Origin of the sequence: Paenibacillus alkaliterrae, assembly GCF_021532375.1 — a bacterium.
Lineage (GTDB): Bacteria > Bacillota > Bacilli > Paenibacillales > Paenibacillaceae > Pristimantibacillus > Pristimantibacillus alkaliterrae.
The window spans coordinates 26,184-52,172 of the sequence record NZ_JAKGAP010000048.1; the positions used below are offsets into that span (position 1 = coordinate 26,184).

Annotated in this window: 19 protein-coding genes and 1 pseudogene; 4 read left to right on the forward strand and 16 right to left on the reverse strand. The window is 46.5% G+C overall.

Annotation, left to right across the window (positions count from 1 at the left end):
• Positions 1-38: 38 nt before the first annotated feature.
• The 8 genes from L1N85_RS18955 to L1N85_RS18990 all read right to left on the reverse strand — a co-directional run bounded on the left by L1N85_RS18955 (position 39) and on the right by L1N85_RS18990 (position 10,963).
• On the reverse strand, positions 39-875 hold the full coding sequence (locus L1N85_RS18955) for a carbohydrate ABC transporter permease (protein ID WP_235240614.1): 837 nt from the start codon (positions 873-875) through the stop codon (positions 39-41).
• A 12-nt stretch (positions 876-887) separates the two neighbouring features.
• Entirely contained in the window at positions 888-1,799 is a 912-nt protein-coding gene (locus tag L1N85_RS18960) for a carbohydrate ABC transporter permease (protein ID WP_407946517.1), read from the reverse strand.
• Positions 1,800-1,880: 81 nt separating this feature from the next.
• Positions 1,881-3,257: an ABC transporter substrate-binding protein gene (locus L1N85_RS18965; RefSeq protein ID WP_235240616.1), complete on the reverse strand. Its 1,377-nt coding sequence runs from the start codon at positions 3,255-3,257 to the stop codon at positions 1,881-1,883.
• 132 nt (positions 3,258-3,389) lie between these two features.
• Positions 3,390-5,180: a cache domain-containing sensor histidine kinase gene (locus tag L1N85_RS18970; RefSeq protein WP_235240617.1), complete on the reverse strand. Its 1,791-nt coding sequence runs from the start codon at positions 5,178-5,180 to the stop codon at positions 3,390-3,392.
• 45 nt (positions 5,181-5,225) lie between these two features.
• On the reverse strand, positions 5,226-6,860 hold the full coding sequence (locus L1N85_RS18975) for a response regulator transcription factor (protein WP_235240618.1): 1,635 nt from the start codon (positions 6,858-6,860) through the stop codon (positions 5,226-5,228).
• Between the two features lie 188 nt (positions 6,861-7,048).
• Entirely contained in the window at positions 7,049-8,521 is a 1,473-nt protein-coding gene (locus tag L1N85_RS18980; RefSeq protein WP_235240619.1) for a GntP family permease, read from the reverse strand.
• A complete protein-coding gene (locus L1N85_RS18985) occupies positions 8,518-9,663 on the reverse strand; it encodes a glycerate kinase (RefSeq protein WP_235240620.1) in 1,146 nt (381 codons plus the stop codon). Before L1N85_RS18985 ends, L1N85_RS18980 begins: the two co-directional genes overlap by 4 nt.
• A 142-nt stretch (positions 9,664-9,805) precedes the next feature.
• The gene (locus tag L1N85_RS18990) at positions 9,806-10,963 is read right to left on the reverse strand and encodes a CdaR family transcriptional regulator (protein WP_235240621.1); all 1,158 of its coding nucleotides are present in this window, start codon (positions 10,961-10,963) and stop codon (positions 9,806-9,808) included.
• Between the two features lie 763 nt (positions 10,964-11,726).
• Between L1N85_RS18990 and L1N85_RS18995 the strand changes: the two are divergent.
• Positions 11,727-11,870: pseudogene (locus L1N85_RS18995) on the forward strand (YdeI/OmpD-associated family protein); the annotation flags it as partial.
• A 380-nt stretch (positions 11,871-12,250) separates the two neighbouring features.
• Here the strand turns inward: L1N85_RS18995 and arfA are convergent.
• From arfA to L1N85_RS19015, 4 genes are all read right to left on the reverse strand, one after another.
• Entirely contained in the window at positions 12,251-13,762 is a 1,512-nt protein-coding gene (arfA, locus tag L1N85_RS19000) for an arabinosylfuranosidase ArfA (RefSeq protein WP_235240622.1), read from the reverse strand.
• A 58-nt stretch (positions 13,763-13,820) separates the two neighbouring features.
• Entirely contained in the window at positions 13,821-14,669 is an 849-nt protein-coding gene (locus tag L1N85_RS19005; protein WP_235240623.1) for a carbohydrate ABC transporter permease, read from the reverse strand.
• 3 nt (positions 14,670-14,672) lie between these two features.
• Complete coding sequence (locus tag L1N85_RS19010; protein ID WP_235240624.1) at positions 14,673-15,590, reverse strand: carbohydrate ABC transporter permease; 918 nt, start codon at positions 15,588-15,590, stop codon at positions 14,673-14,675.
• A gap of 67 nt (positions 15,591-15,657) precedes the next feature.
• Complete coding sequence (locus L1N85_RS19015) at positions 15,658-16,983, reverse strand: ABC transporter substrate-binding protein (RefSeq protein WP_235240625.1); 1,326 nt, start codon at positions 16,981-16,983, stop codon at positions 15,658-15,660.
• Positions 16,984-17,267: 284 nt separating this feature from the next.
• Between L1N85_RS19015 and L1N85_RS19020 the strand changes: the two genes are divergently transcribed.
• Positions 17,268-18,191, forward strand: a complete 924-nt coding sequence (locus L1N85_RS19020) for an ArsR/SmtB family transcription factor (RefSeq protein WP_235240626.1) — start codon at positions 17,268-17,270, stop codon at positions 18,189-18,191.
• 109 nt (positions 18,192-18,300) lie between these two features.
• On the opposite strand, the gene L1N85_RS19025 is transcribed toward L1N85_RS19020, so the two are convergent.
• Genes L1N85_RS19025 through L1N85_RS19040 form a run of 4 tightly spaced genes read right to left on the reverse strand, consistent with a single transcriptional unit; the run spans position 18,301 to position 23,507 of the window.
• Positions 18,301-20,280 carry a glycoside hydrolase family 127 protein gene (locus L1N85_RS19025; RefSeq protein ID WP_235240627.1) on the reverse strand — a complete coding sequence of 660 codons (1,980 nt, stop codon included), beginning with the start codon at positions 20,278-20,280 and terminating at the stop codon, positions 18,301-18,303.
• A 24-nt stretch (positions 20,281-20,304) separates the two neighbouring features.
• Positions 20,305-21,132, reverse strand: a complete 828-nt coding sequence (locus L1N85_RS19030; RefSeq protein ID WP_235240628.1) for a carbohydrate ABC transporter permease — start codon at positions 21,130-21,132, stop codon at positions 20,305-20,307.
• A 14-nt stretch (positions 21,133-21,146) separates the two neighbouring features.
• A complete protein-coding gene (locus L1N85_RS19035; protein ID WP_407946518.1) occupies positions 21,147-22,097 on the reverse strand; it encodes a carbohydrate ABC transporter permease in 951 nt (316 codons plus the stop codon).
• A 51-nt stretch (positions 22,098-22,148) separates the two neighbouring features.
• On the reverse strand, positions 22,149-23,507 hold the full coding sequence (locus L1N85_RS19040; protein ID WP_235240629.1) for an ABC transporter substrate-binding protein: 1,359 nt from the start codon (positions 23,505-23,507) through the stop codon (positions 22,149-22,151).
• Between the two features lie 193 nt (positions 23,508-23,700).
• Between L1N85_RS19040 and L1N85_RS27675 the strand changes: the two genes are divergently transcribed.
• Both L1N85_RS27675 and L1N85_RS19050 read left to right on the forward strand, forming a co-directional pair.
• Positions 23,701-24,591, forward strand: coding sequence for an AraC family transcriptional regulator (locus tag L1N85_RS27675; protein WP_235240630.1), 891 nt, complete (start codon positions 23,701-23,703; stop codon positions 24,589-24,591).
• Positions 24,592-24,718: 127 nt separating this feature from the next.
• Complete coding sequence (locus L1N85_RS19050) at positions 24,719-25,243, forward strand: PAS domain S-box protein (protein ID WP_235240631.1); 525 nt, start codon at positions 24,719-24,721, stop codon at positions 25,241-25,243.
• Positions 25,244-25,989 lie beyond the last annotated feature (746 nt).

Sequence of the window (25,989 nt, forward strand, 5' to 3'; positions counted from 1 at the left end):
AACACCTATCCCTCCAATTAACTGCTATTATCATTTTTTCATTTAATACCTGAGAAGGTTATCCCTTGAATAAAGGATTTTTGAACCAGAAAGTAAAGAATGATAATCGGAAGTGTAACTAAGACAGAAGCGGCCATTAACATTTGCCATTCAGCCCCGTGCTGGGTCTTAAATGCCTGCAGCCCTAACATGATCGTATACTTACTCTCATCCGACAAATAAATCAATGGTCCCTGATAGTCCGTCCAACTTCCCATAAACTGAAATAGAGCAATTGTTAACAAAGCAGGTTTACATAACGGCAGCATGATCTTCCAATAAATTAACAGTTCCGACGCCCCGTCTATCCGCGCCGCATCCTCCAATTCCCTCGGCAGTCCCATAAAAAACTGCCGGAGCAAAAAGATAAAGAACGGCGCTCCGAAAAATGCAGGCAGCCAAAGCGGAATGTTTGTCCCCACCCAACCGAAATTTTTAAATAAAATAAAGATGGGAATCATCGTAACTTGATAAGGCACCATCATGACGACCAACGTTATGGCAAAGAGCGGCTTCGCGCCTTTCCAGGGGATACGGGCAATCCCGTAAGCTACCAAAGGACAGGCAAACAAGACGCCGAGAGTCGCCAATCCGGAAATGGTCAGTGTATTCCCCAAGTAATTGAAGAATGGCACGTAGTTTACCGATTCGGGATAGTTGCTCCATACAAGCAGACCGGGAATCCATTTGGGCGGCCAAAGAAATAACTCATTATCCGGTTTCAATGAGGTGGATACCATCCAAATAAACGGCAATAAGAAGAACAAACCGACTATAATAAGAAATGTATGCGCACTTGCATTTTGTATTCGCTTAACGGATTGCGGAGATTTCATCGACTATGCCCCCTAATCTTTTCCTTGATAGTAGACCCAGCGTTTCTGAGAAATAAAGATTAACGCAGTCAGTATCACTACGATCAAGAAAAGAATCCACGCCATGGCGGACGCATATCCCATCTTCAAATAGCCGAAACCATTCGTATAAAGATACATGACATAGAACATCATCGAGTTCGCCGGTGTTCCCTGCCCGTTCGATAAGGTATAGGGGAGCACAAAGTTTTGTAAGGCTCCAATCGTTCCCATAATGAGGTTGAAAAATATGACAGGAGTCAGAAGAGGCAATGTGATATTCTTCAAACGCTGTATCATGTTGGCTCCGTCGACATCAGCGGCATCATAATAATCCTGAGGAATGTCTTGCAATCCCGCAAGATAAATAACGATGGACTGTCCTACACCCCATAAGCTCATCAGAATGAGCGACGGTTTAGACCAATACTCGCTTCCCAGCCAAGCCGGACCCGGAATTCCGACCTGTTCCAGCCAATGATTGACCAGTCCGAACTGCGGATTGAGCAGCCACAGCCAAATAATCGTCGTCGCGATCGGCGGCACCAGGCTTGGCATAAAGAACATCGTCCGATAAATGCCTTGGCCGCGGATTTTCAAGTTTAAGATAAGAGCAAGACCTACCCCGAAAATAATGCTGATCGGAACGAAAAAAACAGTAAAATAGAGTGTATTATAAATACTTACCCAAAAGACATGATCTTTGAACATCGTTTGATAGTTCTCTAAACCAACCCACTCCCCGGGGTCAAGGATGCTGTAAGAGGTGAAACTGTAATAGATCGACATGATGAGCGGATAGGCATGGAACAGCAGCAGCCCCAGTATCCAAGGCAAAGTAAAAATAACTCCGTACAATGCCATCTTTCTCTCAAATCGTGTTTTCTTGGGCTTGACCAATAACATTCCCTCCTTTTAAGAGCAGATGATAAGAGCGCAGCAGGTGAGAAGGGGATGAGCAGCCTCCCCTTCCCTCATTAGCGTTTGCTATTTGTTAAGCTTAGCCAATTCAGCATCTACGTTCTTTTTGACTTCATCCAGCAGTTGCTGAGCTTCGCCTTTGCCGTTTATGGCCAAATCTTGTACACGCATCGTTTCATTCCATAAGAAGGAACCCACTGGCGTTACCGGTCTTGCAAAAGCATTAGGCATCATATCTAAAAATATTTTGAGGTTGGGGTTTTCAGCTAATTTCAGCTCTTCGTTGACGGAAGGCATAACGCTAATATCATTGCCTGCCGTCGGACGTTTGTTCCATAACAGTGTACCTTCCTTATGAGCAACAAATTTCACAAATTCCCATGCTTCATTCGTATGTTTTGCACCCTTCGGAACAACATATGACCAACCGCCGGCCCAAGTAACAGATGGATAGCCATCAGCAGCCGGCATCGGCGCCACACCCCATTCGAATTCGGGCTTATATTTGCTAAGATCGTTCAAAACCCAGTTGCCGTCGAACACAAAGGCCACTTTCCCTGTCCAAAAAGGATTCATTCCCGTCTGGCCGATCGCGGTCGAGAAGCTGGTTAAATTTTCAATATCGTATTTCTTCGCATATCCGGCCATCCAATCCAAAGCCTTTACGATTTGCGGATTGTTCGGCGTCAGCTCACCGTCCTTCTCCCACTCGCCGCCCCAGTTCCAGCCTTGCGTATATAAGAAGCCTTGATTCATCCATGGTATGAAACCAATTTCATCATATTTGCCGTTTTTGCCTTTGACAAACGTGGCTTCCGCCATTTCATCCAATTCAGCCATTGTCTTCGGCGGGTTGTTTGGATCCAGTCCTGCTTTTTGCATCATCGTTTTATTGTAATACATGGCCCGGTTATCGGTGCCCCAAGGCAAAGCATATACCTTATCCTCATAAACACTCTCGTTCCAAACGCTTTTATAGTAATCATTAGACGCTATCCCATCCCTTTCAACAAATTCAGTCAAATCTGTAAGGGACTCTTTGGCAGCCCAAGAACCAACTAAGAAGCGGTCAAACAGCGCTACATCCGGGGGATTGCCTCCGGCGATTGCAGTCAACAGCTTGTCCGACGATTGTGTTTGGCCGGACGCTTCTACAAACGTCATCTTCACTTTAATGTTAGGGTATTTTTTCTCAAACTCATCGACAACGTACTTTTTAAAATCTTTCTGATAATCTCCGCCCCAAGGAAACCAAAAATCAATGGTAACCTTGTCAGCGCTGCCGGGTTTTTCAGGCTCCGATGCGTTGTCGGCATCGCTTTCCGATCCTGCGTTCTTGCTGCTGCAGCCCGCCAATACCAAGGTGAACACTAAGGTGAAACCGAGAAGAATTGAAGTCCATTTCCTGTTCCGCCAAGCGTTTAGACCCGTCTTTCTTTTCATTAGTTAGCCTCCCTGTCATTAAATTAATAATTATGCAATCTCTCTCGGGTTAACTAAATTGTATACGTTTTCATAATAATCAAGTAAGGAGAGCACTTTTGTTTTTTGTGTGTTTTTTGGGTGTTTTTCGGCTTAACTTAATGGTAACATCAATGTCACCTTCGTGCCGCCTGTAAGTCCGCTTTCCAAATCCAATCCGTACTGTTCGCCGTAAGCAAGCTTGATCTGACTGTTAATATTTTTAAGCGCAAAATGGTCCTCCTGAGTAAAATCATTACTTTCAAGCGCTTCTTCAATCTGCTTCAGCTTCTTAGGAGTGATTCCGACGCCGTCGTCAATGACCTCAAAGAAGAGAAGACCGTTCTTCTGAATCCAACGAATATCGAGGCGGCCTGTTCCCTTTTTATTCTCAATTCCATGGTAAATCGCATTTTCTACCAGCGGTTGAAAGATGAATTTTAAAACCGGATAATCCAATAATTCGCTATCCACCTCCAGATTCACCTCAAACTTGTCCTGGTAACGTACCTTTTGGACCGATAAATAGCTCTCTACTAACGATACCGCCTCCCTTACCGTAACCTTGTCCCTTCCATCACTTAAACTAATCCGCAAATAATTAGACAGACCGAATATCATCGTACTGATATCATGCACCTTGTGAATGCGGGAAATCCAATGAATCGAATCGAGCGTATTGTAAATAAAATGGGCATTAATTTGGGAAGCCAGCATTTTTAATTGATTTTCTTTTTTCAGAAGCCGCTGAATGTACAGTTCATTGATCAAGCTTTTGATCCTGGATACCATTATGTTGAAACTATCAAATAGAATACCGAATTCATCTTTGCGATGATTCGTGATCTGAATTTCGAAGTCCCCTTCTTTGGCTTTACGCATCGACCGAAGCAGGATCTGAACGGGATGATGCATTTGACGGGCGATTGTCCAAGCCAAGATGACAGCTACGACCGTAAATCCAATAGCAAGATAAAAGGTATACAACCGAATCTCGCGCGAATCTTTCACTAATTGCCCAGCCGGAGCCATCCCGACAAGCTTCCAATCGTTTTTATCCATTTGATCATAAACAACCACCATCTCTTTTCCGTCAAGCACCTTATTTGTTATACCGCTACTTTCAATTTCAGCGGCCAGTTCCAGAGCGAAAGGACGCATAAGGCTCCGGCCATCAGAGTCTCCGACAACGTTGTTGTCCCGATCAACAATAATAGACGTACCCAATGCTTTAAAATCAATTTCCGATAAAATCTGTTGAATTTCGGACGGGTCGATCTCAATTAACAATACACCGATGATTTCGCCATTGCCCCAAATATCTTTCAAAGCCCGTCCATAGCAAAAAACAGGCTTGTCCTCCTCTGATGATTGATTTTCTTGAATAAAAGAAGGACGGATCCCAAACCAGACCATTCGACCGTCAGCATCTTTTATTTCCTTATACCAATCTTGCTCCTGTTTCATTTTATCGATGGGAGACCGAACGGAGAAAGTAGGGCTGCTTGTCAAAGAATAGTTATAAGAGGAGGCATATTCCCCAAAAATAAATACATTCGCTGTATCGTTTTTTGAATTCGCAAAACTGGATAAAAACTTCGAAATTTGCTCGGTATTCTGCATCCTTTCGTAATTGTCCCTAAATTCCCCCAAAATCCCTTTCTGCAATTCCCTGTAACTGAAAACGAAGTACGATCGACTTTCATATTCATCCATTATCATTTCAAGTCGTTTATTTGCTTGCTGAACCGTTTGCAGGGCGACCCCGCCCACATTCACTTGAATAATTTCTTTTGCTTTATTATAGGAAAGATACCCCATCACCATAATGGAAATCGTCATACTTACAAAATAAATAATAAACATTTTAAAACCGACAAACCGCCACTTCGATTGATTATTCATCTTTTGATGCCGCACCTCCAATGCTCTATCGATAGGATGGATGAATTAGATGCCAAGATCACGGTACTTCCCAGGTGTCAATCCTTCGATTTCTTTAAACGTTTTGGAAAAATGGCGGAAATCGGTATACCCGACTTTTTCGGCGATTTCATAGACTTTGAGCGTGGACGTCTTCAGCAGTTGTTTCGCCTTATCCATTCGCAATCGTATAAGATATTTACTGTATGTTTCCCCGACCTCCTCGTGAAACACTTTACTGAAATAGGAAGGGTTAAGGCAAAGATGTTCGGCCACATCGTTCATCGTTATCCCTTTCATATAGTGCAAATGGGAATAATGCATCCCTAACTCGACGATTCTTTTATGATTGCCGGTACCTCGCGATTCGCAAGCGCACTGCAGGAGGACAACCGGCAATTCTTCTCTAAGCTGCGCTAGAGTGAAATCCTTGTTTAAAATGGTTTCGTTGAAAATGTCTATACCCGGCGCTTTCATAAACGGATGCGCCGCCTCCCACTTTTTCACTACACTCTGGAGCAGTACCCTTAAACCGCGAGAAACATTAAGCGGTGAACTTTGTTCACGCGCAGATTGCAAATGCTCGATCAATTGCCCGGCCAATTCATGGATAGCTCTGTTATCCCCTAGCCTCATGGCTTGATTAAGCCTTGTTTCCCACGAACCGTCAGGACCGTTATAAGCGTGAAGCTTGTTTTCTATTATAGGAAGCCGTGCCGAATCGTACACTTTCCCGAAACCGTCATAGAAGGCAAAAGAGCAGGCATTCAGCGCTTCCTCAAAGCATTGTGCCAGTTTCATCATGTTCCCTGCATTACTGATTCCTATGCTTATGGTTATGCCTAAATAATGCTTCGCTGCATGAACCAACGCTATCATTCCATTTGAGAAGGCATCATTGATACAGCTTACCTTGTCGTAAGCGCTGATTCCGTGCGAAAACAACACAGCCAGTTCCGTATCCGCGTTATTGTCTAATGGACAGGCAACAGCTTGTCCCCAGTTCATGGAAATTTCCTCGGCAATATTGCCAAGAGCAAAACGAATCAATGAACGGTCTCTTTCACACTCAGCCCTTGACCCCCAATGATGGATTTTAACCGTAAGAACAGTCAGGCAATCCGGATTCAAGGCCATATTTAAGGTCTGCCACCTAGCTTCTTGATCCCCTATTGTATCGGTAGTACGACCAAGCAGCAGCATTTCCAAAAAATGCTGACGGGCGAGAGGCAAACTTTCACGGATACGCCCTGACATCTCCTTTAGATGCAGGTGACGTTTGTTCTCTTGTTCCAGATCACCTACACACCTGCGTACCACTTCGAGCAGCGCCGTTTCCTCGATTGGTTTCAAAACATAATCGTATGCACCGTATTTCAAAGCTTTTTGAGCATAATGGAAATCGTTGTAGCCGCTGATAATGATCACATGTGCTTTCTTTTGCTGATTCCTTAATGCTTCAATTAACTCTAATCCATCCATCCTGGGCATCTTAATATCCGTAATAATAATGTCAGGCGAATCCATCTGTATTCTATGAAGCGCTTCTTCTCCATCCTCCGCTTCCCCGATAAGCTCAATTCCTTCCGCCATCCAATCAATGGTTAAAGAAAGGCCTTGCCGAACCCATTTTTCGTCGTCCACGACAAGCAGCGTATACATGTAATCCCTCCTTTAATAGGCAAGTTTGTCCGGAATATTCAAATCCCAAATATATCTTTCGTGACGCCATTTGAATATCCTTTAAATGAATGTGAAAGAGCTCACGCTATGTCAGCATGAGCTCTTTCAGTTTCGTTATATAACTAACGATCAATTTCAGGTACCCTGTCATTTTAATGAATGATGACTTAAAGGAAAATGACACCTAATATAGCTACAACTATAATGCCCACAACTCCTTGTACAAGCGTAGCCATTGTCTGCGCCCGATAAGCGGTATTCAGCTTCATGCCGGAGAATTGGGTGACGACCCAGAAATAGGAATCGTTCACATGGCTGACCACCATCGCGCCGCAGCCGATAGCCATTACAGTAAGCATTTGTCCGATTGGAACTGTTCCCATCATTTCAGTCAACCCCAGCGACGGAAGCAAAGGCATCATAATTGTCGATGTGATAACGAGCGATGCGGTTGAGCTGCCCTGTGCCGTTTTAAGAACAGCTGCGATAATAAAGGCAAGAATCAATGCGCCTACTCCTACGAATGCTGCGTTGCCGTCGATCAGCGATTTCACATAGTCGGCAATTGGCGTCGCTTTAATGACTGCTCCCAGTGCGCCGCCTGCTCCTGTAATCATAATGATGATAGCGGAATCCATCAAGCCTTCACCCATCAGCTTCGTCAAATTTTCTTCGTTGCGCTTCGGAAGCAAGGTAAAGATCGCTAACAGAACGCCGATAAACAAGGCATTAACCGGAGAGCCAAGGAAAGTAAACAGTGTGTTGGAGAAGCCGCTCATGAGCAATATTTTATTGCCTGCGGCGTCAACTCCGACCGGGAAATTAGCTAAAGAACCTAGTGCGAGCAAAATAATCGGTACAACGATCGGTCCGAATGCAGCCCAAGCGGAAGGCAGCTTGCCAAAGCGCTTTTTATATTCCTCAAAAGTTTCTGTCGTCTCGTCAAGGGTAGAAGGCAGCTTATCCGCTACTTTTCGGGCCCATACGTAACCGGCAAAAGCAACAGGTATGGACACGATTAAACCGATAACAATGACCCAGAACAGCCCATCGGGTCCGATACCTACATTTGTCGCAGCCGCAATCGGTCCTGGTGTAGGAGGAACAAGAGTATGCGTAGCATACAACCCCGTAGATAAAGCAACAGAAAGCGTTACGACGTTCACGCCTGAGCGCTTTGCCAGCGACTTTTTCAGAGAAGACAAAATAACGTACCCTGAATCGCAAAACACGGGAATCGAAACAATCCAACCGATAATGGACATGGCAATCGCCGGATGCCGGTCACCGAGCAATCGGAGCACGACCTCAGCCATCTTGACTGCAGCGCCGGTTTTCTCCAAAATTTTACCAATGATCGTACCGAAAATAATAACAAGACCGATACTTGTTATAATGCCGCCGAAGCCTCCGGAAACGGTTGCCCCTATATCTTTAATAATCGGGGCTTCGACTCCGTTAATTTCACCAATCAGGTTCGTTCCGAGCGCAAGGATATAGGTTGAACTGATGATGGATAAAAAAGGATGAAGTTTCCATTTCGCCGTTGCATACACGATAAAGACGATACTGAAAAGCAATAGTACTAAAATAACAGGTCCCAGTTGAACAATTTCAGGGCCAAATCCTGCTTGGTTCATAGTAATCCCCCTCGTATATTGTAAATGCGAACGACTTGCTCTGCCGCCTGCTCCAACAGCGTTTCGGTCAGCTCCATAGCCTCGTCAAGCGGCATCGGTCGATTCAGAATGCTGATTACCGCCGATACTCCATGCTCATACAAGCTTTCGATACCTTGTCCGATGGATCCGGCCAAAACAATGACAGGCACTTGGTGTTTCCTCGCTGCATGCGCAACTCCACACGGCGTTTTGCCACTTGCAGTCTGAAAATCAACCTGCCCTTCCCCGGTAATGACAAGATCCGCATCCTGAATGGCCGATTCGAGATCCGTCATTCTAGTAACAATCGAGATGCCTGATTCCAATTGGCCATCCATAAAAGCAAGGATTCCGCCGGACAAGCCGCCTGCCGCGCCTGTTCCGGGAATATCATGTATCGCGATACCTTTCGCGCATTCAATCAAATCGGCAAAATGCTTCAAGTTCAGATCAAGCTGCCGCACCATCTCAGGCGTCGCGCCTTTTTGCGGTCCGAAAACGGCCGATGCTCCGCTAGGGCCGACGAACGGGCTATTTACATCGCAAGCGATGATGAACTCGCTTTCAGCAATACGCGGGTCCAATCCTTCCAGACGAATTTCTGAAATCTTGCCTAATTCGCCTCCCCCAAAACCTAACGGCTGGCCATCCTGGTTAAGCAGTTCCGCTCCCAAAGCTTGCAGCATTCCCGCCCCGCCGTCATTCGTCGCGCTTCCGCCCAGGCCAAGTATAAAATGCCTGCAGCCATGGTCGAGGCCGGCTTCGATGAGCTGACCGAAGCCGTATGTCGTTGTATACAATGGGTTCCTTTCGTGCTCCCCGATCAAATATAATCCAGAGGACATGGCCATTTCGATGACACAAGTATTGCCGTCTCCCAGTATGCCGATTCCCGATTTGATGTCCCGGCCTAACGGGTTTTTCGCTATAACTTCCAAGAAACGCCCGCCTGTGGCATCAATCAGACAGTCCATCGTGCCTTCGCCGCCATCGGCCATCGGAACAACGACGGTGGTAGCGCTTTCATTTATTGCCCGCTTAACTCCCCTTTCAATAGCGAGCCCAACTTCTTTGGCCGAGAGGCTGCCTTTATAAGAATCCGGTGCAATGACAATTTTCATGTCGATTATGTTCCCTCCTTTTTAACCTATTGTGATTATATAGAACATTGCCTCACCGCTCAATGTGTAAAGCATACGAGTTCAAGTCTAAATTTTCGACATTTTTAGTGCACTGTGCACAAGTATTATCTATTGCAACCTCTTACAACTTGTATTTATACAGCATAAGTGCTAATTGGATCCGCACCGCCTGACGGAACTGCTTTGGATTTGCATGGATTAGACTCTCGATCCGGTCGAAACGATACATAAGCGTATTTCGGTGAATCCCCATCTTGCGGGCTGTTTCATTAAGGTTCATGTCACTGTCATAAAACGACTGCAGCGTATTCAGTAGATCAGGATATCGCTGCAGCTCCCCTAATGTTTCGCGAATGATCCGTTCCCCGGACGTCTCGGATATCTCCCCCAAAATCAACTCAAGCGCAGCATCATCGATATGCATGACCTGCCCTTTTTCCGGATACTTATGAATAATCTTCAATAAGCTTAGCGTTTCCTGAAATGATTTCGCGAGCTCATCTACATTTTTACAACCTTTTCCAATTGCAATTTGCGCATCAGTTTTAAACCGGCTCGAAATGAAAGCTGCAATTTTTGAGGAAATGTGAAGCAATTCCTCCTTGGCTTGCTTTTCATTTTTGCAACCTGCAATTTCAGGAATGACAACCCAGTGGTCGAGGCCTAATTGAGCAAGCAAGGTCTGCTTTGGGTTGTTGAACAAACGGGTAATTTCTGAAAAGCGATAATAGCTTTGATCGAGATCGCTTGTCATATTATCGTTCACTTCAACATGGATAACCATCATGGACCGGGGTAAAGTAAGATCGATACCGAGCAGCTGCCCTCTGGCAAGCAATACATCCTTCGATGTCTGCTCCGAGGGTGAAATCATCTCTTGCACCAGATATGCCTTGGCTCGTGCCTTCATCTCGATTTGTTCCGTTAAATACGCCTGCTGCAGCAGCATTTCTGTCATCATTTTCACAGCCCGGCCGAACGGGATGACTTCCGCTTCCTGTCCGGTAATCCCGATGACCCCGACAAGCTCATTTTGAAAAAAAATGGGCATATTGATCCCAGGCTTCGTCCCCGCCCACCTCATTGTATCTTCCTGCGAAATGATTATTTCATCCTCGGTTCTTATTACTTCAATAGCCCCTTTATGAAGTGTTCCAATTCGCTGCGGATCGCTGGAGCTGATGATCATTCCATTCCTGTCCATGACATTCATGTTCATCAGGGTCAGTTCCTTCGTCTTTTTAACAATGATATCAGCAAGCTGCCTCGTTATTCTCATGCGCCTTCGTCCCCCATCGTGTCTAAAAAAGAAGCCCCCTAGGCGGTTGAACACCTTGTGAAGCCTTATCATTTACTTTACGTTTTAATTTACCGAATTACAATGCCGCCCTTGCAATCGAAATGCCATGCCAACCGTTTCCTCCGCTTGATGGACTAACATAATAAGGAATTTGGAGAATGCGGGAGAATATTTCAGAATAGTCCGACTTCTTCAGGATGTATCGCAAATAAACCATTTATATCGGTTTTGCTTTCTCCAAATAGAGAATGATATGATAGTTTTGACTCGTCTACATCTCGTTACACCGTTATGCGGGCTCCTCATTATTTAAAAAACAGTGAAGGAGGAACAATGATGAAGTGTAAACCATGTGATGGAACCGGGAAGTCAAAATGCGCCGACTGCAATGGTGATGGATTGGGCTATGGACATGGAAAGTGTATGGCCTGTAATGGAAGCGGTTTAATTGAATGCACGCAGTGTGATGCAACCGGCAAAGTGAGCCTGTTCCGATGGATGAATCTCAAAAAGGCCGAGTAATTTCTATGATCCCCTCTATAAAAAAAAGCGAGCGTATGATTGACATACACTCGCTAAGACTGTTGACTAGCCCCGTTACTCGGGGCTTTTTGTTATTCGTGCAATGTCGGACGTTATCACGCCAATTCCCGAATACCCGTGTTCGCTTTCACTAATATCTCGTCAAACTGCTTGACACGACACCAACGGTCACCTGAACGCTGCAGGATTTAGGCGACGGAAAACAGCCTTTGAAGCATTGACGCCGGGACGGCAAAGAGCATACATTTTTTATTTTTCTGAACCCAAACAATCCAAAACTCGAGAGTCAAGGGTTGAAAAATATTTGCCGCAGATTCTGGGTGGAAAGGGATTAAAAGATTAGTATATTCGATGGTGTAATGTTGTCGATAGTTTAACATAAAGGGTCCACATATTAGTTAGGAATAATATGTAGAACCCTTTATGTTATTTGATTTTCTTAAATTTTGGTCTTGATAATTTCTAGTCTAATACTTTATTTTATTGCTACACCAATAACGATTAATGCCCTTGCAGCAGCCGGATCATTTCTTTGGCCGCCACACAGGTTGCAGCATGGGCCAGCTGCCAACATCAGGGGTATACGCGCATCTCTTTGTCCCGTTATGCGCTAGGGATCAAAGGTGACTTTGATTTCCATTCTGCAGGTTCCCCTTTCGTTACTCCGGAATGCTGCAAGCAACAAGTGTAAGCAACATCCCGATCAACACGTTAAGAAAATACTCATCCCCTGTTTTTGCCGAGGCGGATGACATGCCAGGAATGCTTCGGCAGCGATGCCTGGAGCAAGCCGTCAATAGCGGCGGAATGGCCATTGTTATGCGGCTTCACCGCTTCTTTACCAAACGTATTTACAGCTTTCAGATCATCGTTTTCAAGCACGATATGCTCGATTACGCCAAAACCCGGGTAACTGCGGATATCGCATTCCAGAGTCATTGCTTCCTCCAGACTCCGGTTGAGGGCAAACACGGTAACTTCCTCGCTATCCGGGTTGTACACGGCTACGCTGTCCAAGTAAGGAACATCCGTGAATTGTCTGGAATCGTATTTCGGTGACGAAATGACGGGCTGCAGCGCAATGCCTCTGCCGTAAACAGATGCATGCAGATACGGATAATAGATCGTTTGTTTCCAAGAACCGCCGCCGCTCTCCGTCATGATCGGAGCGATAACGTTAACAAGCTGTGCCAGACAAGCAATCTTAACGCGATCCGAATGTTTGATCAACGTAATGAGCATGCTGCCGACAAGAAGAGCATCCTCGAAGTTGTAGACGTCCTCCAGCTGTGGAGGCGCAATGGACCACGGCTCGATCTTTTTGTCGGCTTCGTTGGAATGGAACCATACGTTCCACTCATCGAAGCTGAGATTGATCGTCTTCTTGCTGCGTTTCTTCGCTTTAATATAGTCACATACCGATTTGATCGTTTTGATGAAGTGGTCCAAGTCAAGTGAATACGCAAGATAGCTGGCCGTATCGTTGTTGCGGTTACCGTAATACTGATGAAGCGATACGTAGTCTACCGCTTCGTAAGTATGCTCAAGCGATGCCGCTTCGTATTGCGGGAAAGTAGGCATGCCCGTATTGGAGCTTCCGCACGAGACAAGCTCGATCGTCGGATCGACCCACTTCATGACTTTCGCTGTTTCAAGCGCCAAACGGCCGTATTCGTCAGCCGTTTTGTGCCCGATCTGCCAAGGGCCGTCCATTTCGTTGCCTAGGCACCAGGTTTTGATGGCATGAGGCTGCGCCCAGCCGTGCTGCTTGCGAAGGTCGCTCCAATAGGTTCCGCCCGGATGGTTGCAGTATTCGAGAAGATTACGGGCTTCGTCGATCCCGCGAGTTCCGAGATTGACCGCCATCATCACTTCTGTGTTTACGCTGCGCGCCCAATCGACGAATTCGTTCGTGCCGAATTGGTTTGTTTCGGTTACGCGCCAGGCCAGATCAAGCTTTCTCGGCCTGTTTTCTTTTGGACCTACGCCGTCCTCCCAGTTATAGCCGGACACGAAATTTCCGCCGGGATACCGGACGATCGGAACCTGAAGATCGGTGATCAGCTTGCTGACATCCTGGCGAAATCCGTTCTCATCGGCTTCGGGATGTCCAGGCTCATAAATGCCGCCGTATACCGCGCGGCCAAGATGTTCTATAAAGGAACCATAAATACGATTATCGATTTCGGATATCATAAAATCTTTTTCAAGTGTCATTTTCGCTTTAAGTGTCATAAAATCACCTTTCTTCTTGTAGGAATATTAGTTTGAACCGAAAGCATATACTGGTAAGTTATCCTTTGACGCCGCCTGCTGTCATCCCTTCGATGAAATACCGTTGGAAGAACAGGAATACCATTAGAATTGGAATGATCGCCATAACGGCCCCCGAAATCAGCATGTCGAAATTATTCCCGTAAGGCGTCAGCAGCGTGGCGAGACCAATCGGAATCGTCAGCTGTTCATTTGTCCGCAGTACAATTAGCGGCCAGAGGAAGTTATTCCATGCAAACAATGCCTGCAAAATCGCCATGGATGAGAAAGCAGGCGCCATTAGCGGCATCATGATGCGGAAGAAGGTACCCAGCTCAGTAGTACCGTCCACACGCGCCGCATCCAGAAAGTCCTTAGGCAGTCCGCTCGCATACTGGCGGAAGAAGAAGATCGGCAGCGGCGCTACTACAAACGGGAGAATAACCCCCCACATACTGTTGATCAGTTTCAGCGAGATCGAAAGCTTATACAAAGGCAAAATGATGATTTCAAGCGGCACCATCATCGTTACGAGCACTAAGGCAAAAATGACGTTGCGAAACTTAAAATTATATACGGCCAAACCATATCCGACCATGGATGACAGAAACAAACAGAGACCCGTAAATACTGCGGTGATGATTAAGCTGTTCGTGTACCAGGTTAAATACAGCGACTTGCCTGAGAACAGGTAAGTATAGTTCTTAAATGAAAAAATTTCCGGACTGATCTTCAAGTTCAAACCGAACCTCATCAGTTCCTGCGCCGGTTTAAAGGAGGCGATCGTCAGCGTGACAAGCGGAAACAACGCGAATACCGCAAAAACGATAAACAGGAGAAGAAGCAGTACCGTATTGAGCGACCATTTGGTTTTCTCTTCTTGACCCATCGTTTACTCCTCCTTCTTGAACATGCCGAAAAATTTAAGCTGGGTGATCGTGATGATAAACGTAATGACAAGCAATGCGATACCGACAGCCGAGCCGAGGCCCAAATTGTTCTGCTCCAGACCGTTGCGGTACAGATAGCCGACTATGGTCAACCCGATATCGTTCGGCGAGCGGTTTCCGGCCCACAGCATGTAACTCTCCGTAAACATGGAATAGCCGCCGTAAATGCTGATCGTGAACACATAAATGGTGATTGGCTTCAACAGGGGAACCGTAATGCGGAGAAACTTATCCCAAGTTGAGGCGCCGTCGATTTCAGCTGATTCGTACAATTCCTTAGAAATGTTCTGAAGTCCCGCCATAAAATAAAGCAGATTGATCCCGATCCAACGCCAAGCGGCAAGGGTAATGAGCGTGATCATAGCCAAGTTTTCCTTGCCGAGCCAACGCTGCTTCTCAATGCCGAAGTAGGAAATGATCGTATTCATAAGTGAACCTTCCAGCTCGCCGAAAGCAAGCCGAAAGATGGTGCCCGCAACAACAACGGAAGTCAGCGCGGGAACAAACAGGGTGGAGCGGAAAAAGTTTTTGGCGACCATCACCTTGGAATTCAAGAATACAGCCAGAATCAATGGTATTGGTATGAGAATCAGCAGCGTATAAAAGGTATATTTACTGCTGTTCATCAGCGCTTTCAAAAAGGTTGGATTCCAAAGCTTCTTATAATTATCGAGACCGATATATTCGACTTGTCCGGGAAGAACGGACTGAAAGCTCATATTAATGGCTGATAGGACCGGGGAGGCAAAAAAAATGACAAATGAGATAAGAAAAGGCAGTACGAACACGTAAGGGGCGATCTTTTGATTATACAAAATACCTGAAATCTTCTTCGTGGTTTTCGGCGAGCTGTTTTCCATCACTGGCCCTCCTTTCGAATAACAGTGTCACTAGCCCAATTGGGCCAGTGACACCTATTAAGTCATATTATTTCAGTTGCCCGGCAGCTTCCTTCAGTACTTTCTCAGGATCTTCGTTGTCAAGGAGTATGCGTACGAGTACCGACGTTCTGAAGGCGTCCGAGATCATCGGCGTCGTTTCGTTGATGTTTACGCCTTCGATTTCCTCTTTCACTTCATTAAGCACGTCAAAGATGTCGGGTCCGAAATATTCCGTAAATTTATTAGACTCGCTGAGCGCCGGATCTGTCCATACGTCGGAACGGATCGGATCAAAGCCCAACTGCTTCCAAATCTCGATATTTCCTTCTTTGGAAAGTTTTGCGAAAGCAAGGAATGCTTTTGCCAGTTCTGGATGTTTCGTCGTCTTCGTTACTGCCGTACCTGTACCGCCCATACCTGCGGAACGCGGTTCGCCGGCTTTCCAAGCTGGCATAGGTTTGATAATAATTTTGCCTTTCAGATCAGGCATGTAATCCGTGAAGCGTCCCATATACCACATCGGCATCCAGAGAGAAGCCGCGCCACCGCTGTTCATCAGGCCGTAATATTCCTCTTTGTGGTGGTTGCCGCCCGGTGCAGGAATCGCAATGCCGGATTTCAGCAGGTTTTGCTGCCATTTCAACGGTTCAAGAACGAGCGGGCTCGTGATGTTCACTTGTCCGTCAGCCGTTTGAAAATCGTCATTGCCAGGCGCTTGGGAAACTTGCGGCCACAAAGACCACAAGTCGGCTGTTTCCAGCGTAGTCATTGGAACGCCGGTTGCGTCCAGAACTTTTTTGCCCGCAGCTTCGTAGTCAGCCCATGTTTTGATATCATCGGCGTTTACGCCCGCTTTGTCGAGAATTTCTTTGTTGTAATAGATAACGGCAGCTCCGACGTGGAAGTCAATACCGTAGTACTGACCGTCTTTGGCGTAAATATCCATCCTTGACTGGACCAGGTTATTCAACTCCGGCTCTACTACATCATTGAGCGGAAGAAGCTGCGGCTCGCCTTTAAGGAAATTCGGGAACTTGTTAAGCTCGATATCCGTGATATCAGGAGCGCCTGTTCCGGATTGAAGCGCTACCAAAAGTTTGTTATGCATATCGTCATACGGATAAGTATTGGCTGCCAGTTGAATTTTTTGATCAGGGTTCACTTCATTCCAGCGTTTAGCCATATCCTCGTAGAACGTCTGATGAAGCTCATTGAATGTCCAGAATTCCAATTTCGTCGCGGTGCCGTCTGTCTTAGTGTTTGTCTCTCCATTCTTCTCACCTGTGTTTCCGCTGTTGTTGCCGCCACAAGCCGACAGTATAGCGGTTAGCATTACTAGAAGAGAAAGTACTGTAAGCAGTTGCTTTTTCATTTCTTTTCCCCCTCAAAAAATTGGTTGTTATACTTAATCCCTTTCGGGATTGAAGCCGGCAAGCAGGGTGAGCGTATTCATTTTACACATTGGAACCATTTAGTTTAAATAAATATAAAACATTTTATACTTACATAATATATACTGCCATTTTTTCTGTCAATAAGAAATTGAATACGCTTTCCGTAAAAGTTTTGTTTACTAACCAACCTTTTTCTTCTCATCTCTATTATTTTGATTTATAATAAATTAAAACAATTACAAGCTAGAGAGGATGCGTTCCGATGATACAAATTAAAGAACTGCGTTCGGGCTTGAGCATCTTCAAAGCATTGAGTTCTGAAATCCGGATTGAAATTTTGGAGCTATTGACGAAATACGACTGCTTGAACTTAAATGAGATCGCCGAGAAGCTTGGACTGACCAATGGCGCGATTACGATGCATATCAAGAAGCTTGAAGAGAGCGGCCTCATCGACATAACGACCGCAGTCGGACGGCACGGCATCCAGAAAATCTGTTATTTGAACGAAGAGATGCTTACCGTTGATTTGAGGAACAAAAGCACAGAAAATATAAACGTTTACGAAGTGGAAATTAAAGTCGGCCATTATTGCGACTATTACGCGGAAGCGACATGCGGACTCGCCACCAAGGACAGCATAGTAGGCGAATTCGACAACCCGCGGTATTTTGCCGATCCTCAGCATATCAACGCGGGAATCGTTTGGCTGACGAAAGGTTACTTGGAGTATCGGATTCCAAACTACCTAAAGTCGAACCAACGTCTCAGGGAGCTTCAATTCATTATGGAGCTTGGTTCCGAAGCGCCCACTTACAATGACGATTACCCTTCGGACCTCATATTCAGTGTCAATGGCGTCGATCTCGGCGTGTGGACGTCGCCCGGCGATTTCGGAAGGGAACGCGGAACCTACAACCCGAAGTGGTGGCCGCCCCATTTGAATCAGTATGGACTGCTGAAATTGTTGCGCATTAATGAGAACGGCACCTTTATCGACGGCTGTCTAATCTCTAAATTAACGATAGCCGATATTCAGCTGAAGCAGAATGCGGATATCAAATTCAAGATCGGCGTGTCCGAATCCGGCCGTGTCGGCGGTCTTACCATTTACGGACAAAGTTTCGGAAACTATAAACAGGATTTAATAGCCCGGGTCATTTATGATGTCGCGGAGAGAACATGAAGACGTGAACGAAACAAAAGATAAGGCTGCCGAGCGATGCCCGGCAGCCTCATCTTTTGTGCTCAAAGCCCAGATGCTGCGGCTCCCAATGCTCAATAAATCCCTCCAATTAGTTATGGTTTCGGATCCAGACCGTCATTTCGCCAGGTGTACGGTTGCTCCAAGCAAAGTAAGGGATGGCTTTGAGAGGTGCAGCAACTTTATCAAAGGCTTGTGTGGTATAAAGCTTGTGCTCATCCCCGGCTTGGACTTCGCTGCGCAAGCCGCTGCCCGTCAAGACCGAAACACCTCCGAACAGCCCTTTCTCAAAATGAACATCGAATTCGGCGTCGCTCGGAAGAACGATGTCCTGCAGATTCGGGCCGTTGTCTTCCTCCTCCAGGCAATAGACGACCGGTCCGCGCTGCAGCGCGACCTTCCCGGCGTTTTCACGCAGATTCGGATGCGGGTGAACGATCTCAACCGGCATATCCATCACTAATTCAATCCGGTCGCCGTTTTGCCAGGTCCGTTGGATTTTCACATATCCTTTCTCCTGCTGCGAAATATCCGTTTCTTGACCGTTTACGGTAATGGCGGCATTTCTGCACCAGCCCGGAACGCGCACAGCTACGGCAAAATCAGCGGATTGCTCCAAAGTCAGTTCCAGGGAGACCTGACCGTTCCACGGATAGTTTGCTTGTTGGGTCACCTGTACGCGGTGACCGTCGATTTCCAGCTCAAGCTTGCTTCCAATGTACAGGTGAACGTATAATTCACGGTCACTATCATTTTTGGAATAAATGTATTGACCCAACGATGCGATCAATCGGGCGATGTTTGGCGGGCAGCAGGCACAGCCGAACCAAGGCTGCCTTGTCACCTTCACGGTTGACATATCATGACGGAAATTTGCGGTTGCCGGCCACACCTCAAGCGGGTTGACATAGAAATAGCTTTTGCCGTCGAGCGAAATGCCGCTCAACACTCCGTTGTACAAAGCCAGTTCCATCACATCGGCATATTCGCGGTCCTTTTCGATTTGAAGCATGCGCTGCGCCCAGAACATCAAGCCGATCGCGGCACAGGTTTCCGTGTAGGCGCGGTTGTTCGGCAGGTCGAAGGGAACTGTAAACCTTTCTTCGTATTCGGAGGAACCGATGCCGCCGGTTACGTACATCTTCCTGCGCACCACATCGTTCCACAATTGTTTACAAGCTTGAAGCAGCGAGTCGTCGTTATAGTCAACAGCCAGATCCGCCATAGCGCTGTAAAGATAAACCGCTCTAACGGCATGTCCTTCCGCCGTTTTTTGTTCCCGTACGGGGAGATGAGCCTGGAAATAATCATATTCGCGTTTCTTTTTGCCTCTGGCGGGAACTTCCGACTCGTCTCTTTCGTTTGCCTCTTGATCGAAGAAGTGGGGTTTTTGTCCCCGCTCATCGATGAAAAACTTGCTAAGGTCTAAATATTTTCTTTCACCTGTTGCTTGATAAAGCTTCACCAGCGCCAGTTCAACTTCAGGGTGACCGTCGTAGCCGCGTTTCTTGCCGGGCTCGTCTCCGAAGACCGTTGCGATGTAGTCCGCATACCGGCTCATAATATTAAGAAACTTTCGTTTTCCCGTTGCTTCGTAATAGGCTACAGACGCTTCCATCAAGTGCCCGGCGCAGTAAAGCTCATGATTGTCCCTGAGATTGGTCCAACGGGCGTTCGGTTCTTTGACGATATAGTACGTGTTCAAATAGCCGTCGGGCTGCTGCGCACGTCCGAGCAGATCGATCACGTTATCGGCAATACTCTCAAGCTCCGGATCGCGGCGTCCGGAGAGGACGAAGCCTACGGTCTCCAGCCATTTGCCAAGATCGCTGTCCTGAAAAACCATTCCGTAATATTCACCCTCCGCTTCCCCCGCCGCGAGACGGAAATTCTCGATCGTATGGCTCGGCTCGGCACCGGGAATCTCGTCATTCAATGCTTTCCACTGATAAGGAACAACCGTTTCGATCACATTCTTCTCGCGGGAAGACCAGAAATCATCCTGAATCGTCACTTGTTTCAAACTTACGGCTTTCAAAGGTAAGTTAAGCTTATTTTCCAATTTGCTCATGTTCATTATCCTTTCCGTTTTCCGTTATTCGCCCTTCAGACCGGAGAGCGTTACACCTTTGATAAAGAAATCCTGAGCCAGCAAGAAAATAACAATCAGCGGAGCGATGGACAGCACGGTGCTTGCCATCAATACCGGCCAATCGGTTTTATACATCCCCTGCATAGCGGCAAGCCCAAGAGGCAGCGTCATCATTTCCTGGGTATTGATATAGATCAGAGGGTGCAAAAATTCATTCCACATGCCCATGAACACAAACACGGCGAGGGTTGCCATAGCCGGTTTCGACAGCGGAACAAATACCCGCCAGTACACGCCGAACGGCGAGCAGCCGTCTATTTTGGCGGCTTCCTCCAGCGATCCGGGAATATTCATGAAAAATTGGCGCATCAGGAACGTGCCGAAGGCCGATACCAATGCCGGTAAAATGAGCGACCAGTGCGTGTCGATAAGATTGTAGTTGCGCATGATGATAAAGTTGGGAATCAGCGTAACCTGCGCCGGGATCATCATGGTGGCGAGATACAAGCCGAACAGCGCTTCACGATATTTGAACTTGAGCCGGGCAAATACAAATCCGGCCATAGAACTGGTAATAAGCTGGGCGATGACGACGATAACGGTGATTTTCAAGCTGTTCAGGAAATACGTCTCAAAAGGAAACCGGTCCGATATCCGCAAGAAGTTTTCCCACATCAATTTCTCTCCAAAAAGCTTGGGAGGAAAGATGAACACTTCACTGAGCTGCTTCAGCGAGGTGCTGATCGTCCATAGGAAGGGAATAATCATCGTGATGGCCCCAAGCATCAGGATGGTGTGCGCAATAATCTTGGTTGGTAAGCTTTGTTTCACGGTTCTTTCCCTCCTCAGCTTTCTCCCCATTTTCTTTGGCGCCAGAATTGAATCATCGTAATGACGAACATCATGAAGAACAAGACATAGGCCATTGCGCTTGCATAGCCCATATTGAAATATTTGAAGCCGTGCTCATACAAGTAATGAACGATGACGGAAGTGGAACGCGCGGGTCCGCCTTGGGTCATGAGGAAAATGGTATCGAACACCTGGAATGAAGCGATGAACGACATAACGGTAACGAAAAAGGTCGTCGGCGATAAGAGTGGCACGGTGATGCAGAAAAATTTCTGATACGTATTTGCTCCATCAAGGTCCGCCGCTTCATAGTAGTCATCCGAAATGCCTTGAAGCCCGGCCAGGAAGATCAGCATGTTAAAGCCGAGATTTTTCCATACGCTTGTCAAAATGACAGCAGGCATTGCCCATACGGTGCTTGTCAGCCAGTCGGGACCTTGAATGCCGAACCAGCTCAATACGTAGTTCATAATCCCGTATTCAGGATTGTAAATGAACTGCCATACGACCGCGATGGCCACCATAGAAGAGACCACGGGCAGAAAATAGGCGGCGCGGTAAAACTTTTTCAAGCTGATTCGGTCCAGGGCAACGGCGAGCAGCAAGGAAATGACGATGCCGAGCGGAACGGATACACCGGCGAAATAAATGGTGTTCCAGAACACTTTGATAAAGGTTTCATCCTTCATCAATTCCGCATAATTGCTGAGCCCTATCCATTTGACCGGGGTAAGCATATCCCAGGAAGTAAAGCTGAGAAAAAAGGACGCAAAGACAGGAATCAGAGTAAAAGCCAAAAACCCGAGCAAGTTGGGCAAAAGCAGAAGAAGCGCCCAGGTGCCGTCTTTTTGGAAAAGTTTTTTCCATGTACTGGTCTTAACGGAACGATGCGTTGAATTTGGTATATCGACCCTGGGTTCCATCAGACTGTTCTCCGCATTCATCGAATCACCCCTGGGGAAGAGCCCCGGAAACGTACCGGGGCCTGTCCGTTTTTATTTTGCGAGCTCCGCATTTGCCCGGGTTTCTATATTTTTCATCGTGTCGTCCACCGATTGCCCGGCATACCAGAGCTTATCTGTTTCTTCCGTAATGATATCGTTTACGATGTTTTTGGTGATCAGCGTGAAGGGATAAGCTTCTGCATCCGCAAAGAAAGTCACCATTTCCTTGAAGCCTTCGGGATGAACGGCTTCGTTATACCACTTGGCGATGCCTTCTTCGGTATACAACGATTTGCGGTTCGGCATCCAGAGACCTTCTTTGATCAATTCGACTTGGTATTCTTCAGATGAGAGGAATTTGATAAGCTCCCATGCTTCCGCGGGATGCTCCGTTTTGGCTGAGGCGGCATGTACATGCGCTTGGCCGTGTGTTTTGGCTTCGAGAAAGCTTGGAAGAGGAGCTACTCCAACCGGGAATCCCATTGTAGCAAGCTCTTGCAATGCCCATGAACCGTCGATTACCATGGCGACTTTACCGGTCTGAAGCATTTGGTTCGGCTTCATACCGATGCTCTCCAGTGTTTTTGCCGTAGGCGTAGCGCCGTCTTTTAACCGAAGATCCAGAATGCTCTGCATAACTTTTTTGGCTTCCGGTGTATTGACAGCCATCTTTGTGCCGTCTTCGTTGAAAACTTGTCCGCCGTTGGAGTAGATTTCAGCGGTGGTCATATAGAAGTTTTCGAGACCGAAAGCGCCGTATTGAGATACCTTGTTGCCGTCTTTAACCGTCAGTTTCATGGCCGCGTCCCTAAACTCATCCCAAGTCCATGCTTCAGCGGGATTGCTGGGCGGATATGGAATCTGTGCCTTGTCGAAGATATCTTTGTTGTAATACAGGACAGGCGAAACGGTACAGCTGCTGACGCCGTAAATATTTCCGTCAATTTCCATGATTTTTGCAGAGGATGGAATAAAATCGCCGAGTGTCATTTCATTATTGAACATCGGGGTTAAATCGAGAAGGACATCACGCTGCTCGAAAGAACGGTATTCCGTAGCGCCTAAGAAGAAGACATCAGGCGCAGCGTTGCCTGCAAGCATAGTCAGTATTTTTTGTGCATACTGCGCGCCGCCGGGAACCGGTTGATACTCCACTTTGATATTCGGATGCTGTTCCATGAACGATTCAAGCCCTTTTTTCACTGCGGCTGTCTCCAAGGGGCTGGCTTCCCAACCCATAAACTTCAGGGTAACTTGTTTATCGCTGCTTGCGCCCCCTGTATTGGCATTGCTGGCAGCGCCATCGCTGCCTTTGTTACCGGCGTTGCCGGTGTTTGAACCCCCGCCGGAACAGGCGGAAAACACGAAGGCACACATTAAAGCGATAAGCAGAAACTTGGCTTTTTTCAATTGACAGACCCTCCTCAAATAATGTTGAAACAGGCTGCAATTCCAGCTGAGCACATCACTTTGCAAACGCTTGCAAAAACATCATATCATCTGGTAAGGTGAATGTAAGTAGTCGTCCAACAACATTAGGTGGACAAAAATGACTAAAAAATGTTGTGCTTCTTAGAGAGGATATAGAAACGGAGAGGGTATCGTGAAATATATTCGAACGAACATCGGGAAGCCGATTGAGTTTCTCTCCTGCGGCCATTTTGTTACAGACGTACCATGGACCCATAGCAAACGTTGTCTCGATTCCTTTGAAGTTATTATTGGAATAGAGAAATGCCTGTACATTTCGCAAGGCGAAGAGAAATATGAAGTAAACCCCGGGGACGTACTCGTCCTGCTGCCGGGACTCGTCCACGAAGGCTACCGTCCATGCAAGGAGGGCGTATCCTTTTTTTGGTTTCACTTCCTTACCTATGAATCCTATGATCGTTTGGACGAGGATGCCTTGGCGAAGGAACTGGATAAATTAAAAAACCCGGATTCCCCCAAATCTTGCTCTGATATTTATCTTCCTTTATTCTACGCGCCGGCCAGCATCGAACGGGCCAATATCTTGTTTCAGCAGCTTCAGCATATAGGAATGTCAAACTACTATACCCGGCAGGCAGCGCATTATATCTCAACCTTGCTGCTGATCGAACTCTCCGATCAGATGATCAACCATTATCAGATCTCTCCGGATAAATCGCAGGGAGACCGGAATATTGCCGAAATCATCGAATGGATCCGCATTCATGCATTGGATGACATTTCACTCTCCGATATCGCAGAACATTTTACGTACAATAAAAATTATCTCTCCCGCTATTTTAAGAAGAAAACAGGGTACAACCTGCAGGAGTACATTAATCTCATGAAGATTTCAAAGGCGAAGGATTTGCTGACGAGAAGCTCCCAAAGCATTCAATGCATTGCGGATAAAGTGGGGATTCATGATGAAAAGTATTTTATGAGATTGTTTAAGAAATATGAAAGCATGACGCCTACCGAATATCGTAAAGCTTTTTACCGCATTCACCTTAACAACCATTGACGCTATTTTAAAATCTCTACCCGCAAATCAACCTGTGCTCACCTGCTTTGTATTATCCCCGGCCGTTCTTACATACGATACAACTTACTGCAAATTTGAACGATCCTTCGTGAGGGTAGGTGAATCCATGCCGGATCAGCATGGCTTCAGATCAGACCATTTCAAATGGATTTTGAACATGATCGATATCGGCGTGCATCTTATCGACCGGGACGGAATCACGTTATTCTATAATAATAAGATGGCGGAAATCGACGGTTTGAAAAGGGAGCAGGTCATCGGGAAAAAGCTGTTTCACCTCTACCCTTCGCTGACCGACGAAACCAGCACGCTTGTCCATGTCCTGCAAACGGGCAAAGAAACGGCCGAGAAAGTACAAACCTATGTCAATCTGAAAGGGAAGCGAATCACGACGATAAACCGCTCTTATCCGCTGTTCGATAACGGCCGTCAGATCGGCGCTTTGGAGGTCGCGAAGGATATTACGAGCATCGTCCATCTTCATGATCAAATCCTGGACCTCCGCCATCAAATCTATCAATCCCATCAAAAAGATAAAAAGCACGGCGGGTCCGCGCACTATCATTTCAGCGATATCATCGGGACGAGCGGTACCACTCCTGCAGCTGAAATTCTAACAAGTTCTGTGTAAGGAATTGAATGGTCCAGAAGCGTTCGATCCCTTTAAGCGAAAGCAACTGGTATTGATCAAATCCAAGCAGTTCTTTGAAGTATCGGTACCCAGTTTCAATATACCAGCGAACACGGTAGTAACTCAGGATGGTTACGAGATCCAGGCTGCGATCCGTACACAGGATACAAAATGGGGTACGTGAACCATCGGAACAGTGGGATGCGGGTCAGTATAGACATAAAGATCAAGAGCATCCCCATTCGCTCGAACAAGACAAACGCGAGCTGTTCCACAAGCACCCCTCCCGTCGCATAAACTGTAAGCCCTTTTATATAAAGCGATAATAATCTATTACCTATTTTAGGAAAAAGACTTATTCTCGTGCGTGCAATCTTTTAAAGTAAATATCATCATACGGTTTTGTTAATGAAACAGGCCGCCGAGATCGACAGCCTGTTTTTCAAAGTTGATTTAATACATCAGCCAGTGCTTAATATCAGGTATCTGCCACCTCAATAAGGTAGATCCGTTTCTTAAAACCCCCGCGCTTCGCAGTCTTCTCGGTACGAACTGTTTATTGCATAATGAAATAGGACAAAGTTGCAAAAGAAAATCCCCACTTCTGCAACCCGGAATTCCCCACTTTTGCAAAAGGCCATTGCAGGCGACCACCCATTAATTTTATCCTTGTAACTGGGAATTAGGAAGGTTACAAGGAGGAATGGAGGTTGCTCACAATGACCCAAGTACAGGATATCAGAAAA

Excerpts from the sequence above, each read along its gene's own strand:
- L1N85_RS18970 (WP_235240617.1), bottom strand. The coding sequence starts at position 5,180 with ATGAATAATCAATCGAAGTGGCGGTTTGTCGGTTTTAAAATGTTTATT.
- L1N85_RS19020 (WP_235240626.1), top strand. The coding sequence starts at position 17,268 with ATGATACAAATTAAAGAACTGCGTTCGGGCTTGAGCATCTTCAAAGCA.
- L1N85_RS18980 (WP_235240619.1), bottom strand. The coding sequence starts at position 8,521 with ATGAACCAAGCAGGATTTGGCCCTGAAATTGTTCAACTGGGACCTGTT.
- L1N85_RS19025 (WP_235240627.1), bottom strand. The coding sequence starts at position 20,280 with ATGAGCAAATTGGAAAATAAGCTTAACTTACCTTTGAAAGCCGTAAGT.
- arfA (WP_235240622.1), bottom strand. The coding sequence starts at position 13,762 with ATGACACTTAAAGCGAAAATGACACTTGAAAAAGATTTTATGATATCC.
- L1N85_RS18985 (WP_235240620.1), bottom strand. The coding sequence starts at position 9,663 with ATGAAAATTGTCATTGCACCGGATTCTTATAAAGGCAGCCTCTCGGCC.
- L1N85_RS19015 (WP_235240625.1), bottom strand. The coding sequence starts at position 16,983 with ATGAAAAAGCAACTGCTTACAGTACTTTCTCTTCTAGTAATGCTAACC.
- L1N85_RS18990 (WP_235240621.1), bottom strand. The coding sequence starts at position 10,963 with ATGAGAATAACGAGGCAGCTTGCTGATATCATTGTTAAAAAGACGAAG.
- L1N85_RS19005 (WP_235240623.1), bottom strand. The coding sequence starts at position 14,669 with ATGGGTCAAGAAGAGAAAACCAAATGGTCGCTCAATACGGTACTGCTT.
- L1N85_RS18960 (WP_407946517.1), bottom strand. The coding sequence starts at position 1,799 with ATGTTATTGGTCAAGCCCAAGAAAACACGATTTGAGAGAAAGATGGCA.
- L1N85_RS18965 (WP_235240616.1), bottom strand. The coding sequence starts at position 3,257 with ATGAAAAGAAAGACGGGTCTAAACGCTTGGCGGAACAGGAAATGGACT.
- L1N85_RS19035 (WP_407946518.1), bottom strand. The coding sequence starts at position 22,097 with ATGAATGCGGAGAACAGTCTGATGGAACCCAGGGTCGATATACCAAAT.
- L1N85_RS18975 (WP_235240618.1), bottom strand. The coding sequence starts at position 6,860 with ATGTATACGCTGCTTGTCGTGGACGACGAAAAATGGGTTCGGCAAGGC.
- L1N85_RS19050 (WP_235240631.1), top strand. The coding sequence starts at position 24,719 with ATGCCGGATCAGCATGGCTTCAGATCAGACCATTTCAAATGGATTTTG.
- L1N85_RS18955 (WP_235240614.1), bottom strand. The coding sequence starts at position 875 with ATGAAATCTCCGCAATCCGTTAAGCGAATACAAAATGCAAGTGCGCAT.
- L1N85_RS19010 (WP_235240624.1), bottom strand. The coding sequence starts at position 15,590 with ATGGAAAACAGCTCGCCGAAAACCACGAAGAAGATTTCAGGTATTTTG.